The sequence below is a fragment of the Streptomyces sp. TBY4 genome, assembly GCF_024213195.1.
Classification (GTDB): Bacteria; Actinomycetota; Actinomycetes; order Streptomycetales; family Streptomycetaceae; genus Streptomyces.
Window position 1 is genome coordinate 42,845 of record NZ_JANAVF010000008.1, and the last position, 13,188, is coordinate 56,032.

Below are 13,188 nucleotides of genomic sequence, written 5' to 3' on the forward strand. Positions count from 1 at the left end.
GGGCCGACGATGTGGCCGTACCGGATCTCGCCGACAGCCGCTCCAGCCGTGCCGCGACCGACGCCCTGCTGGGGCTGCTGAAGGAAGGCCGCTGGCACCCCGCCGCCATCGCCCGCTTCCTGGGGTTGGCCGTGGACCGATCGGTACGGCAGGCGGCCCGCCGCCCCCAGGCCCTGGCACAGACGACCGCCCAGCATGCCCTTTTGTTCATTCCCGCCCGTGGTCGTCCGGGCCGGAGATGGGTGGCCGCCAGCTGGGCCCTCACCGCCCTCCACCTGGGCCTCCTGGAAGAACGGATCCGGCTGTCGCCCGCCGATGTGCTCACCCTGATCCGCGGCAACCTCCCCGCGACGGCCCTCGGGCCGGGCCGCTGGTCCGGGGCGCTCGTGATCGCATCGGACCTGGCCGACGGCCGCCTGGCCCGGCACCAGGACACCGTCTCCGCGTTCGGGGAGCACGCCGATTCCCTCGCCGACGCCGCGTTCTGGACCTGGCTGGTCTTGCGGAACGAGCCGAGCCGCACGGTACGAGCGGCAGCGATCGCCGCATGGGCTGCGCCGGCTGTCACGGTCACCGGCATCGCCATCATTCGCGGCCGCATACCGGAGCTGCCCCGTCCCGCACTGATCCGCCCCGCGGCCGCGATGCAGGGCATCGTGGCATTGCGTCAACTCCTCCGCAGCCGCAGACCGCCGGACGGCATCCCGTACTCCGCTACTGCCCGCTGACGAACACACGGGCCTCGTCGATGAGTTCGGCCCAGCGGTCCGCGTCGCGGTCGCCGATCACGACCCACTCGCGGAAGGTCCGGCCGGCCGGGGCGAACGGGCCGCCGGCACCCGACGCGATGAGCTGTTCGACGCGCTCGCGGGGTAGCTTCACGATCAGGTCGCCGGACCGGGGATCGCAGGAGGCGAAGAACGCACCCGAGACCCGCAGGCACGGAAATCCCATCATCGTGCCGGTCGCCACACCGGGTTGGGCGAGCGCCGAGGCGCTGATCTCGGTGAAGAAACCGGTCGGCGCGCCGGGCATGTCAGCGGTCGAGATGGAAGGTGAGCAGCGAGGCTTCCTGGCCGTTGGACTTCGTGGGCGTGCTGTCCACGTAGCCGCCCGTCCCGCTGTACTCGCCAGTACCGCCGACGACGGTGAACGTGGCCTTCTTCATGACGTTCGAGAACTCCTCGCCCCCGGCGAACACGAGATTGCCCTCGTCGGTCAGCCGCACGGTGCAGTCCAACAGGAAACTGCCGTCCTTGAGTACGTGCACGCGCGTCAGCGAGTCACCGATCGCCTTGCCCGAGTCCGGATCCACCGCGGGATCCTCGAAGAGCAGGACGTCACCCGGCTGCGGATTGGCCATGTTCCCGAAGACGGGAGGCTTGTTCTGTAGAACGACCTTCACGGTCTGATCCTTGCTGCTTTCGCTGCCGCTTGCCGCCGCCGGACCGGCCGTCACGGTTCCGGCCAGCAGGAGCGCGAAGACGGCGCAAACCGCTAGTGCGAGCCGACGAAGTCGGCCGGGTTCAAAGGTTCGCATGGGGATGTCCTTCCTCTCCGCCCACACAGAAACGGCGGAGCGTGCGGGACTTCCCGGCGCGCTCAAGCCCTGAGGGCGAGGCGACACAATCCCATGATGGCGCGAGACCGGCTGCCCCGCCATCAGGCCGGACGCGCCCCATGGGTGCCCTGCTCGCCGGTACGGAGAGGCGGCGGCCAACGAAGGGCCGGTCACCTCGGGGCAGAGGCGGGTTCGGGCGCTACGCAGCGGCATGTCGGCTCGGTGCGGTAGCGGGGCGGGGTGGTTCTTTCGTTCGATCCCGACGAGCTTCCCGTCGACCGTTCGCCGAGGACGAAGGGCAGCCCAGCGAGACCCGCCGATGCCGCCCGGCACGGCGGCTGCGCTTCCTGCCGCGGCCCACGCAGGCCATGGAGACCAAATGGGCAGGGTGGGGGGCAGGCCTAGCGCCTGGTGGGCCTACCCGGGTGGGGGCGGCGGCGCAGGGAGTGGACTTTCGGCCGGCTTCCCAGGTAGGGGCGTGGACGACTCAGCCTGCGGCGAGCGAGTAGCCGCGCCCTCGGCGCTCACTCGATCGGTGAGCTCGCGGTGCCAGGCGGCGAACTCCTCGCGGATGGCGGCCGCGGCCTTGGCATCGAGGCCGTATGCGGCGAACTGTCTGTCGGTGTGGTGCTGGACGCGGGCGAGGGCAGACGCGTACTCGTCGAGACTGGGTTCGGCCTCGTTCTGTGCCGTGAGTTCCATCAGTCGAGCGCGGGTGTAGCCGGCCTTCAGCAGGGCGTTGACGTCGATGGCATCCCGGACTTCGGCACGGCCGAAAAGAGCCCCGGTCTTGGCGGCGGCGAGGTCGTCGAGGTGGAGAACCGGGCCGAGGTCCGATTCGACCGGCGGGTGATGCAGCAGGTCGCCGACCAGCTCCACCTTTGACTGGGCGCCCGAGGCGGGATCCGTGACGTGCAGGCGCGCGTACACCTGCGCCTGCTGGGTGACCTGCACCAGGTACCCGGCAGTGCGGTACGCGTCGACGAGGCGTGCGATCGCCTGTGGCAGCTCCCCCTCGGCGCGCCCGATCGGGGTGAACAGGTCGACGTCGTCACTGACGCGGCTGACGAGACGATGGGCCTGGACGGCGTATCCGCCCGCGAGCCGGTAGCCGAAGTCCTCAGCGAGCGCTTCCAGACCGATGCGGATGAGCCGATGGTGCAGATCTTCCACTACGCGGCCGCCGCCGGCGCACTGGCGAGCTGGGGGAAGCGAGCCTCCCAGGCGACCCTCGCCGGGCCGGGCAGGAACAGGGCCCGCCAGTGGCTCCGCAGCACGTCGGCGTTGAGGTGAGCGTGCAGGTCCTCGGCCGTCTGCGCCTCGCGGATCACGCGCTCGTACATCAGTACGACGTCGGCGTCGTCGGCCAGGTCGTACTCGTAGTGCGGGCCCCAGTCCAGGTGCCGGGGCAGGACCACAAGGCCGTCCGCCGGCCCGCTCAGCTCCCCGAGCGAGCCCGGCAGGGTGTACGGCCGAAGCTGTGCGTACCTGCTGCTCATGCTCACCAGCATGCCCGAAACCGGGGTCCCGCGGTACGCATACCTGCGATGGCGGGCTCCAGGGAGCCCGCCGAGGCAGGGCGCGTGGGTCGCTCGCCTCGCCGTTCCAGGCATCGGACCGGGCTGGGTCCGGGCGTAGGAGCGTTAGTCAGGCCGGCACGGTTCTCCGGACGCCCTCGTGGAGCCCACGCGCCCCCCTCGTGCCTGACCCGCTCTCTGGGCGGCTCGGGGCCCCGCTTGCCGCGACAAGGGGCGGGCAAAGAGCGTCAGCTTGCCGTACATAGCGCCCACTCTGCACGTAACGCACACCGGCAGACTGTCCAGTTTGCGCCATGCAGGCCGCTGACCTGCGGTTTTCTTTAACATGTTTTCGCTAGATCTTATTTCGATGACGCACCACGTGGAGTGCGTGGCGATTCTTGAACCGGTGCGGGAAGGCTCCTGACCTGTAGCTTTGTCGAAGCGCATTATGTGCGCTGTGGGCGTTACGGGCGATATCTTGACGCTGATCTGACGCTCGTGACGCTCGTCTGACGCTCGCCCCGGCAGTTTGTTGACGGAGTGTCAGCCGTGTGGGGCCGCCATCTGGACCTGGCCGGGCGCCCCGATCGGGGCGCCCGTGCCGCCCTCCCCAAGGCGGCTTCCTGCATGCGGTGGAGGTACCGAACGTCGGCATTGGCGGCGGGAGGTCGGAGCCGTACGGTACTTACGCTCTGTAGTGAACTGCGGCGTGGTCGCTGATGATTGTCCTCGCTTCCACCGGCGGTAGGACTGCCCGCGCCTTCCGGCACCGCCATCCACACAGTGAGCGGTACTGGTGGCAGTGATCAACAGATCGTCTCGGACCAGTCGGACCTCGGCGCCAGTGACGGCCGCGATGCCCGCGCGTGACCGCCCTGACCGGCCGGCTCAACGCCCCGCCCGCGACCGGGAGGTCTTCGCCAGGCGTCTCTGCTCGCGTGAATGATGTCGGATGCCGAAAGTGGACCCAGCGTCCATTCCGTCCATTGTTGGCGGGCGTGCCTCGTCCAGGGCGGCCCCCGCACCAGGCAACGTTTGCCCGGGAGCGGTCTGCGGCGATGACTCCATGGACGGGGAAGTCATCCCCATTCTCCGTATGGAGGACGCTGCGGCGGCGGTCGCGTGGCACGAGCGACTGGGCTTCGCCAAGCAGTGGGAACACCGCTTCGAGCCTGGGCTTCCCGCGTTCGTCGAGAGTTTCTTACCGGAAGCACCGCGGACGCGGCAGGAAGCCTGCTCATCGTCCGCATCTGACTTCCAGAACCAGCCGCGGGCGTAGAAGTCGCCCGCCGTGACGAATCCGTCGCCGCCGGTGTCGAGCAGCTGAAACCGCTTGGCCGGCTTGCGGTCCGCCAGGTCTCCTGGCATGTTGCTTCTTTCGCGGATTGATCACTCCGTGTTTGGGGGATCTTGCTCAGTGTAAGGGAAGGGTGGTGCCGCCTGTGGGTGAGAACGTGTGGCTTGAGACCGTCCAGCCGGACGACATCGACAGCTTCGGCCATGTCGGCACGAACAGGATCCAGTCATGGGTGCTCAACGGGCTCGTCGACACATTCTGGGACCGGGCGGCCGGTGGACCGCCCCCGCTCTGGTTCGCGGCCAGCACCCAGCTCACCATGAAGATGCCCGTCGGCTTCATCGCCGAAGCCGTGCAGATCCGGTCCACGGTGAGCGACATGCGGCGGCGTTCCGCGGAGGTCACCGCCGAGGTGCGCACCAGTGAGGGGCTGCATGCCACGTCCCGGACCGTGATGGTGGCCGTCGGTGCGGACGGCCTGGCCCGTCCCGTCCGCGAGGCGGAGTGGGAGCGTCTACGGTGCTTCGTCGGCGGTGGCCCCGCCGAGGAGGGAGCTCAGGCGCCGGACCCGGTGCGGCTCGACCGTCGGCAGGCGAAGGAACTCGCGGAGCTGCTCCGCGACATCGGTGAGCTCCTGGACGGGCGTACGGGCCTCGGGGTCCTGGCCGCGAGGAATTCCCTGGAATCTTCCCGGGAGGGAGGCGCCGCCGCCGTTCGGACTCACGCTGACGCTCTCGACCGCGCCCTTCGCACCTGACCGCGACCGAGCGGGTGGCCGTCACGAACGCGTCGGCGGCGCCCCCGCGATGGCGTCCCCGTCCTGTTCCGTGAACTCCACTCGATCGGGCGACAGTACGCAGACGGCACCGAGGTACCCCTCGCCGGGCTCCGTGTCCCGCAGCGCCACCTTGGCGACGAGGTCGGTCCGGGCTGGGAAGCGGGTCAACACGGGCGGGTCGCCGGTGATTTCGATGCCGGACATCGGCCGGCGCAGACCGTCCCCAGTCGCCTTGAGGAGGGCTTCCTTGCGGACCCAGCACCGGTAGAAGTCCTCCGCCCCGCCCGGGGTTTCGGCCGGGGAGAACACGTACCGGTCCATGCGCGGCAGATGCCCGGCCGGATCGACGAGTTCCACGTCGAGCCCGACGGGGCCCGCCGCCGTGAGGGCGACGCCCACCCGTCCCCCCGCGTGCGTGACGGACACGTGGAGGTCACTGTCATGGACCTCCGGTCTGCCGTGCGGCCGGTCGCAGTCGGGGCAGGTCCGGTCGATCCGTACCTCCTCGACCGCAAGGCCGGTGTAGTGGCTTACACACAGACGCAGCAGCGCGGCGGCCGTGGCATGGCGGCGTCGTGCTCCGGGGGTCGGCAGCCGGGCACCGCGTTCCCGCTCCTCCGGCGAAAGGTACCGCCGGCTCGACGGGGTCAGGGCGTCGGCCCACCAGATGTGGCAGGCGCGTCTCAGACCGTGATCGTTCCGCACGCCCGCACGAACCGGACGAGCTCGTCCACCTTGTCGGAGCGGGTATCCACGGCGCGCTCGACCACCCTCACGAGGTGGTCGTACGCCTCCGTGTGGTCGTACGACGCCGTGTCGGCGATCTTCAGGGCCCACCGCCAGTAGCCGCGCATGGTGTCCGCGAGGGGCATCCGGAAGTCGGCGATCACCTCTCGGATCGGCTCGACGACCTGGTCTCCGTACACCTGGAGGTAGCGGGTGAGGACCGAGGCGAAGAAGGAGAAGTGCCGGGCCTCGTCGCGGCCGAGGCGGCCGAGCACGTCGCGGAGCACGGGCTCGGGGACGACGTCGCGAAGGTGCTGGTAGTAGATCTGGGTCGCCTTCTCCTGAACCAGCGGGTACGCGAACATCTGCACCGCGCTTGTGTAGGGCAGGCCGAACTCCTTGCGGCCCTCCACGGCCAGCTCCCCACGGAGCTGCTCGGCCTCGGCGAGCCCGGTCGCGGTCTGATATGTGGTCAGGGCGCGGGCGTGGGTGTCCTCTTCCTGGCCCCAGCGGATCAGGAAGCGGTAGAGCTCCCTGTTGTGGAGGTAGGCGGGGACGTCCACCGTGCCGTCGGGTGGGAAGTGCCGTTGGTAGAGCGCGAAGTACCCCGGGAGATGGTCCTCGATGATCGTGACGAACTGCACGGCCGACCGCTGGCCCTCGGTGAGACGGTCCGCGTCCGCCGTCGCCCAGTCGAGGTCCTCCACCTCCCAGCGGCGTGAGACGGGCGTGGCCCGCATGAATGCCCGTACGGCGAGGTCCATGTCGCAGGGCGCGAGCAGTGGCCCGGTGATCACCGTGTCCTCCGGGCGACGAGGGCGTAGTGCTTGGTGGTGTAGCCCCAGCCGGCGTTGGCGACCTGCAGGTAGCGGGCGAGGCGCGCGGACGTCCCGCCCGGCTGGACGGCGTCAATACGGTCGGCGTTCCTCCGGACGTTCTCCAGCCAGTGCTCGATGGTCCGCCGGTAGTCGTCGGTCAAGTCGGTGACACCGATGACCGAGAGGCCCGCGTCCTCGGCGGCGGCCACGAGCTGGGAAAGGGGCCGCATGTCGCCGAAGCCGAAGATGTCGTTGCGTACGAAGGAGGCGCCGTCACTCTCCTGGAAGCGCCGGTAGGCGGCGGTGTTGCGGAAGCAGGTCTCGGAGACGTACACCGTGCCTCCCGGGCGCAGTAGCGTCCGGGCCTTGGCGTAAACGGCGGTCAGGTCGGGCATGTGGACGATCGAGCCGAGCATGGTGAGGGCGTCGAAACGCTCCGAGCCGAAGTCGGTCCTCTCGAACAACCCGTCCCGGAGCGTGATGTCCACGCCCCACCGGGCGGCGTGCTCCTCGACGTACGCGCGCTGCCGGCCGGCCGGGCTGATCCCGACCACCTGGCACCCGTACTCCTTGGCCATGAAGAGGGCGAGGGATCCCCAGCCGCAGCCCACGTCGAGCAGCTTCTCGCCTCCCTTCAGGCCGAGTTGCCCGGCCACGAAGTGGAGTTTCCTGGTCTGGGCCGCTTCCAGGGTGTCCTCGGGTGCGTACCTTCCCGAGCTGTACTTCAGGCGAGGGTCCAGGAACAGGGCGAAGACGTCCGGGTGGAGGTCGTAGTGCCGGTTGGTCGCCGCGGTGGTCCCGGCGCCGGTCATGGGAGTGGTCGTGGCGTCGGTCATGGCCGGGCCGCTGCCTTCTCGATCGCCGTGGCGAGACCGGCGATCGTGGCCAGTGCGAAAACGGTGTCGTCCTCCAGTTCCACGTCGAAGTGCTGCTCGGCGGTGGCGACGACGCGCAGCACCTTCACCGAGTCGACGCCGTCGATGCCGCGCAGGTCGAGGTCGGGTGAGAGGCCGCCGGACGGCACGGCGAGCACGGTGGCGACGATGTCGGTCACCGCCGAGAGGATGTCAGTGCGGGGCGTGGTGGTGGTCATCGGTCGGCCTCCAGCCGGTCTGGGTCAGGGAGTGCAGGAACCGGTCGGATTCCTGGTCGGACAAACGCAGCCGGGAGCGGGCCCGCCGCAGGTCGACGGGCTGGAATGTTCCCGTCGCCGTGGCCATCAACTGCCCCTCCTCGTCGAGGATTTCGCATCGGGCGTCGTACGGCCTGCCGACGGGCTCCCGAAGACTCGCCACGCACCGGTAGGCGGCATCGACCGGCAGCGGCGCCACATATCGCATCCGCATCGTCGCCGTGAAGACCGGCCGACCGTGGGTCAAGGCCACCAGGTTGCCCATGGTCTCGTCGCAGACGGCGCCCGTCACCCCGCCGTGCAGCAGTCCCGGGTACGACTCGAAGTCCCTGCCCGGCCGGAAGCGGGCCTCCAGCCCGCGGGGGTGGGTGAAGAAGCCGAGCCGCAGCCCGGTGCGGTTGTGCGGCGAGCACCCGAAGCAGCGGAAGTCGGGTACCGCGGTTCCCCACGGGACCTCGACGGGCTCACCGTGCGGCCGTCCTTCACCGGCCACCGGAGGCGCCTTCCAGGGCACGGATGACCTCGGGCATCGCCAGGCGGCGCAGCTTTCCGCTCGTCGTACGGGGAATCGTGCGCGGCGGCACGAGGCGTACGGACACGTCGGCCAGCCCGGTGGCGTCCGCGACGCCGGCCCGGATCTCCTCGATCAGCCGAACCCGGTCCGCCCCGTCACCGACCCGGGTCTCGGCCGCCAGTACCATGCGATCCCGGTCACCGGTGGTGTCGGCGAACGCCGCGCACGTCTGCCGATGAACCCCCGGCACCTCCCGAGCGGCCGCTTCCACGTCCTCGGGGTAGTAGTTGGCGCCCCGGACGACGATCATCTCCTTGATCCGGCCCGTGACGTACAGCTCCCCGCGGTCGGTGTAGGCGAGGTCGCCGGTCCTCAGCCAGCCGTCGTCCGTGAAGGGCTGGGCCGCGTCGGCCGCGCCGAGGTAGCCGGCCGTGACGGCCGGGCCGGCCAGCTGCACCTCGCCCACCCGCCGGTCCTCGGACGGTGTGCCGGTCCGCGGATCGGCGATGCGCAGCCGCATGCCGCGCACCGGCTGCCCGAGTCCGGCGACCGCTCGCGCCCCGGGCGCCGTACGGGAGGTGGGCACCGCACGGCCCTCGCCCGCGAGGAGTCCCGCGTCCACCCAGTCGAAGACGGGGGGCCGGCCCAGGGGCGGGAAGCTCACGGCGAGCGTGGCCTCCGCCATCCCGTACACCGGCATCATCGCCTCCGGCCCGAACCCGGCCGGCGCGAACCGCTCCTGGAACGCCTCCACGGACGCGAGGGCGACCGGCTCGGCACCGTTGATCGCGACCCGCCACCGGCTCAGGTCCAGGCCCGGCACGTTCCGCGGGGGAACGGCCGCCAGGAGGTGGTCGTAGCCGAAGTTCGGGAGCGGGCAGATCGAGTTGCCGTTCTCCGACACGGTGCGCAGCCAGGCCGCCGGGCTCTTCACGAAGGAGATCGGCGGCCAGATCATGACGGGCACGCCGGCGAGCAGCGCCGTGAGGGAGGAGAACAGCCCCATGTCGTGATACATCGGAAGCCAGACGCCCAACAGGTCCTGACCGGGCTTCATCCCGGTGCCCGCCTCCATCGAATCCAGCGAGGCGAGCACGTTGCCGTGCGTCAGCCGAACCCCCTTGGGGACCGAGGTGCTCCCGGAGGTGAACTGCACGATCGCCAGGTCGGTGGCGGTGACGGCCGGCATGCGCCGCCGGTCGTCCGCGCCCCGGAGGTCGGCGACGTGAAGGAGGCGGGCGCCGGGCAGGAGCGTGGCCAGCGCGGTCACGACATCCGAGAACCCGTCGGTCACCACGATCCGCCGGATACCGGCGACGGTCATGACCCGTCGCAGCCGGGCGGCGTACCCTTCCATGTCCCGCGACATGACGGGGAGGGGTAGGGGGCAGACGGCGGCGCCGATCCTGCTGAGCGCGAACAAAGCCTGCAGGAATGCCGGTTCGTTCGCGCAGAGCAAACCCACCCGCTCCGCCGGTCCGACCCCCTCCCGAAGCAGCGCGTCGGCCATCCGTACCGAGGACGCGCTCAGCTCGGTGATGGTGAGCCGGGAGGGGCCGGCCGGGAAGATCGCGGCGACATCGGGGTGCGCGGCCGCGACGCCGTCCAGGGCGTCGTGCAGGGTCGTTCCCGGCAAGGGCTCTCTCCAAGTCGCTGAGGCGAACACGGCCCGCGCGCGACCGATCGGACCGGTAGGCGGTGACCCAAGGGGATGGAATGATCACGGATCGTAGCAGCGGATGGAGGGGGTTCGTCCCGTATGGCCCCTGGGGGCCGACGGGCGGACCGTCCCCTCACCCGATGGTGTGCAACCCGAGAGCACGCCCCCGCCCGCCGAGGCCGGAACGCCTGATGGAGGGCGACGCTGGTGTCGACAGTCTTCGCCGACACCGGCGTGGCCCTGATCCCCCCAACGCAGCGCGTGTACCAGTCCATCGCGACGGTCAGTTCCGCCTGCAACCACTCCAATGTGACCGGGTCGAGCGTGAAGACGTCCAGGCGGTTGGTATCCATCAGCAGATGCTCGACCGGCCGTGTCGGCCGCAGCTTCCCGTAGACCCCGCCGGGCGGTGCGGCGATGTCCCGGTTCCGCTTCGTGCTCAGCCGGAACGTCGGGTGACGCCGCCCCAGTTCCTCCAGGAGGCGGTATGGCGTTGCCCGGCTGGACAAGTCCAATAGATCAGGTGCCGCCCGAGGACTGGTCGTCGCCCTGGCCCTGCCCGGAAGAGCCCAGACAGCTGCGGTCGGCGGGACGGTATGTCCCGTCGGCAAGAGAGGTGCGGGGCCGGTGACGCCTTGTGGGCCGGGCCGGGGGCGGAGGATCAGCTGGGGGCCAGCGTCGGCAGGATCTGCTTCCAGGCGAGCTCGCCGCCGGCGGCCTCCATCACCAGCCAGGGATCCCAGAAGTCGCGGAACAGCGCGATCTGGACCTGCTCGAACCGCACCACCGACAGGTAGGTCTGGTGGTACTGGCCCCCGGTGGTGAGCAGAGTGCACTCGCCGGTGAAGGCCGCGACTACCAGGCCGTCCTCGCCGGCGGTGTAGAAGCAGGGTTCGGAGAACTCGACCTTCAGCTGCTCACGGAAAATCGTCATCTGGGCGAGCAGCGCCTCCCGGCCCTGCATGCGGGTGGGAAGTCCCCAGGCGGGGTATGGGAATTCAAGGACGCCGTCCTCGGTGAAGCCGTCGACCCACTCCTCGATCCTCCCTTCCGACAGCAGGTCCAGGCCGTGCCGGAACAGGTCTTTCAGCTCCTGGGGCGTGGTCATACCGGTGCTACTCCTATCTCTGTGTTGTGGTGTCGGGTCGCGCGGATAACGGTCAGCGGGCGGGTGTGACGATGCCGCCGAGGATCCGGTCGATCGCCCGGTCGGGCAGCAGCCTGGCCAGCACGCGGGCGCCGGTCGCGTCCCGGCCGACGGTGTAGCGGGTCTTGGGCCGCTTGGCGATCAGTGCGCGGAAGACCACTCGGGCGACGTCGTCGGGGGTCGTGCGGCTGGTCCGGGCCGAGGTCTCGTTGTCCTTCATGAACTGCTGGAACGAGTGGCGGTACAGCTCCTGGACCGGCTTCGGGACGCTGTTCAGTGCCCGGTTGCCCTCGTCGGACATCTTGTCCCAGAGCGGAGTCAGGACGGCGCCCGGTTGGATCACGACGACCGGGATCCGCTGCGGGACGAGTTCGCGGCGCAGCGTGTCGCTGAGTGCCTCCTTGGCGAACTGAGCGGCGGCGTAGGCACCGAGGTAGGGGAGGGCGACGTTCCCGACGCCCGAGGAGATATTGACGATCCGCCCGGCGCCGGCTCGCAGCAGTGGCAGGAACCCTTGGACCACCTGCAGATGGCCGATCACATTGACGTCGAACTGCCGGTGCAAGAGCTCCATCGGTACGCACTCCAGCGGAGCCGTGACAGCGATGCCCGCGTTGTTGACCAGCCCCCACAGCCCGGTCCCACCGGTCAGTTCGGTGACCTTTTGCAGCGCTGCCTGGACCGACTTCTCGTCCGTCACGTCGATGATCACCGAGGTCAGTCGCCCGGTGGCGGCGACTCGGAGCCGTTCTCCGTCCTCGGGCCGGCGGACCCCGGCCAGGGCGTGGAAACCGGTCCGCGCCAAGTGGAGCGCGCAGGCTTCCCCCAGACCTGAGGAGGCTCCGGTGATCAGCACGGTCCGGCCTGCGGGTGACGTCGGGCCCCACGACTTCGACACTTTCCCACTCCATTTCGGGACGGGAGGCAGACGGGACCGCGTCAGCCGTCCGACGGCGGGTCGCCATGTCTGCTTCGCCGGGATAACCGCGGCCACGAGCGGAAGTTTCGGGTTTCCCCGCCTGTATTCGGTACGGGATGCCCCTCACCGGAGGGCGCTGTCGGAAAGGTACGGGATGAACTCCCTGGAACTACTGCCGGAAACCGATCGTGGCGCGCACGCGGGCCCGACGGCGGGGTCGAAGCCGGTCGACTGGGCCGCCGGGCACCGTGAAACTCCGCGGTGGACACGTTCCGCGGGAAGAGTTGAGTCCGAAGGGGTGAAAAGGCAGAACAGGAACCTTTCGCCAAGTTTTCCCACGTCACGGGCAAGAGAGGGTGATCACGACATCCCCGCTTTCGACCCCGAGGAGAACACGTGACCGCTGCTGCGCAGGACGTCATCACCATCAAGCTTGAGCGCACGTTCGACACCATGGACGCCAACCAGGACGGCTACCTGGACTGGACGGACTACCAGAAGCTCGCCGACCGCTACATCAAGGCGTACAAGCTCTCCAAGGACGACCGCCGGGCCAGGGCGCTCCAGACCTTCTGCCAGATCTACTGGCTGGAGCTGCTCCGTCACGCGGGCGTCGACGGGGACCGGCTCACGAAGGACCAGTTCATCACCGCCAACCGCCTCGCGGTCATCGACACCAGCCGGCTCAACGTGACCGAGGGCGGCGGTCACGCGATCTTCGACGTCATCGACGTCGACGGCGACAACGAGATCAGCAAGGACGAGTTCGCCCGGTTCCTGCGGGACGTGTGGAAGAGCGACGCGAACGAGGGGATGGAGGCGTTCCACAAGCTGGACACCGACGGCGACGGCGTGATCTCGCGCCACGAGTTCATCCGCGCGGTGCGCGAGCACTTCCTCTCGAACGACCCGGACGCGCCGGGCAGCATGTTCTTCGGGCGCGTGTGAGCGGATCCGCATGAGCTCGTACTGCAATCGCGCTCTCGGAATGCGCTCCGGCTGAGACATGTGCCGTAGCGGCATTCGGGTGGTGGGCGGTAATGGCCCGGGATGAAATCGCTGTGTGGCGTGTCCCCGGCCCGCCCCGGCCCCCGAGCGCGGTTGCAGTGCGGCTCT

General features: G+C 69.7%; 15 protein-coding genes and 2 pseudogenes. 4 read left to right on the forward strand and 13 right to left on the reverse strand.

Annotation, left to right across the window (positions count from 1 at the left end; translation table 11 throughout):
- The first annotated feature begins 11 nt into the window (after positions 1-11).
- Positions 12-728 (forward strand): CDP-alcohol phosphatidyltransferase family protein, encoded by a 717-nt coding sequence (locus NLX94_RS20520; protein WP_254384440.1) that lies wholly within the window; start codon positions 12-14, stop codon positions 726-728.
- On the opposite strand, the gene NLX94_RS20525 is transcribed toward NLX94_RS20520, so the two are convergent.
- From NLX94_RS20525 to NLX94_RS20540, 4 genes are all read right to left on the reverse strand, one after another.
- Positions 715-1,035, reverse strand: a complete 321-nt coding sequence (locus NLX94_RS20525) for an MmcQ/YjbR family DNA-binding protein (protein ID WP_254384441.1) — start codon at positions 1,033-1,035, stop codon at positions 715-717. The genes NLX94_RS20520 and NLX94_RS20525 overlap by 14 nt on opposite strands.
- Position 1,036: 1 nt before the next feature.
- Complete coding sequence (locus NLX94_RS20530; RefSeq protein WP_254384442.1) at positions 1,037-1,405, reverse strand: hypothetical protein; 369 nt, start codon at positions 1,403-1,405, stop codon at positions 1,037-1,039.
- Positions 1,406-1,978: 573 nt separating this feature from the next.
- The gene (locus NLX94_RS20535; protein WP_254384443.1) at positions 1,979-2,734 is read right to left on the reverse strand and encodes a nucleotidyl transferase AbiEii/AbiGii toxin family protein; all 756 of its coding nucleotides are present in this window, start codon (positions 2,732-2,734) and stop codon (positions 1,979-1,981) included.
- Positions 2,734-3,060: a hypothetical protein gene (locus tag NLX94_RS20540; protein WP_254384444.1), complete on the reverse strand. Its 327-nt coding sequence runs from the start codon at positions 3,058-3,060 to the stop codon at positions 2,734-2,736. Before NLX94_RS20540 ends, NLX94_RS20535 begins: the two co-directional genes overlap by 1 nt.
- A gap of 1,087 nt (positions 3,061-4,147) precedes the next feature.
- On the opposite strand from NLX94_RS20540, the pseudogene NLX94_RS20545 reads away from it, so the two are divergent.
- Both NLX94_RS20545 and NLX94_RS20550 read left to right on the forward strand, forming a co-directional pair.
- Positions 4,148-4,276 (forward strand): annotated as a pseudogene (locus NLX94_RS20545) (glyoxalase superfamily protein); the annotation flags it as partial.
- 247 nt (positions 4,277-4,523) lie between these two features.
- Positions 4,524-5,135: a hypothetical protein gene (locus NLX94_RS20550; protein WP_254384445.1), complete on the forward strand. Its 612-nt coding sequence runs from the start codon at positions 4,524-4,526 to the stop codon at positions 5,133-5,135.
- Positions 5,136-5,156: 21 nt separating this feature from the next.
- On the opposite strand, the gene NLX94_RS20555 is transcribed toward NLX94_RS20550, so the two are convergent.
- The 9 genes and pseudogenes from NLX94_RS20555 to NLX94_RS20595 all read right to left on the reverse strand — a co-directional run bounded on the left by NLX94_RS20555 (position 5,157) and on the right by NLX94_RS20595 (position 12,051).
- A complete protein-coding gene (locus NLX94_RS20555) occupies positions 5,157-5,861 on the reverse strand; it encodes a 4'-phosphopantetheinyl transferase superfamily protein (protein ID WP_254384446.1) in 705 nt (234 codons plus the stop codon).
- Positions 5,840-6,679, reverse strand: coding sequence for an acyl-ACP desaturase (locus tag NLX94_RS20560; protein ID WP_254384447.1), 840 nt, complete (start codon positions 6,677-6,679; stop codon positions 5,840-5,842). Before NLX94_RS20560 ends, NLX94_RS20555 begins: the two co-directional genes overlap by 22 nt.
- Entirely contained in the window at positions 6,676-7,536 is an 861-nt protein-coding gene (locus NLX94_RS20565) for a cyclopropane-fatty-acyl-phospholipid synthase family protein (protein ID WP_254384448.1), read from the reverse strand. The genes NLX94_RS20560 and NLX94_RS20565 overlap by 4 nt, the downstream gene beginning before the upstream one ends.
- The gene (locus NLX94_RS20570; RefSeq protein WP_254384449.1) at positions 7,533-7,793 is read right to left on the reverse strand and encodes an acyl carrier protein; all 261 of its coding nucleotides are present in this window, start codon (positions 7,791-7,793) and stop codon (positions 7,533-7,535) included. Before NLX94_RS20570 ends, NLX94_RS20565 begins: the two co-directional genes overlap by 4 nt.
- The gene (locus tag NLX94_RS20575; RefSeq protein ID WP_254384450.1) at positions 7,768-8,325 is read right to left on the reverse strand and encodes a PaaI family thioesterase; all 558 of its coding nucleotides are present in this window, start codon (positions 8,323-8,325) and stop codon (positions 7,768-7,770) included. The genes NLX94_RS20570 and NLX94_RS20575 overlap by 26 nt, the downstream gene beginning before the upstream one ends.
- Positions 8,315-9,982 (reverse strand): AMP-binding protein, encoded by a 1,668-nt coding sequence (locus NLX94_RS20580; protein WP_254384451.1) that lies wholly within the window; start codon positions 9,980-9,982, stop codon positions 8,315-8,317. The genes NLX94_RS20575 and NLX94_RS20580 overlap by 11 nt, the downstream gene beginning before the upstream one ends.
- 188 nt (positions 9,983-10,170) lie before the next feature.
- Positions 10,171-10,512 (reverse strand): annotated as a pseudogene (locus NLX94_RS20585) (transposase); the annotation flags it as partial.
- Between the two features lie 155 nt (positions 10,513-10,667).
- Positions 10,668-11,114: a nuclear transport factor 2 family protein gene (locus NLX94_RS20590; protein ID WP_254384452.1), complete on the reverse strand. Its 447-nt coding sequence runs from the start codon at positions 11,112-11,114 to the stop codon at positions 10,668-10,670.
- 52 nt (positions 11,115-11,166) lie between these two features.
- Positions 11,167-12,051: an SDR family oxidoreductase gene (locus tag NLX94_RS20595; protein ID WP_254384453.1), complete on the reverse strand. Its 885-nt coding sequence runs from the start codon at positions 12,049-12,051 to the stop codon at positions 11,167-11,169.
- 417 nt (positions 12,052-12,468) lie between these two features.
- Between NLX94_RS20595 and NLX94_RS39385 the strand changes: the two genes are divergently transcribed.
- Positions 12,469-13,020: an EF-hand domain-containing protein gene (locus NLX94_RS39385; protein WP_254384454.1), complete on the forward strand. Its 552-nt coding sequence runs from the start codon at positions 12,469-12,471 to the stop codon at positions 13,018-13,020.
- The last annotated feature ends 168 nt before the right edge of the window (positions 13,021-13,188 follow it).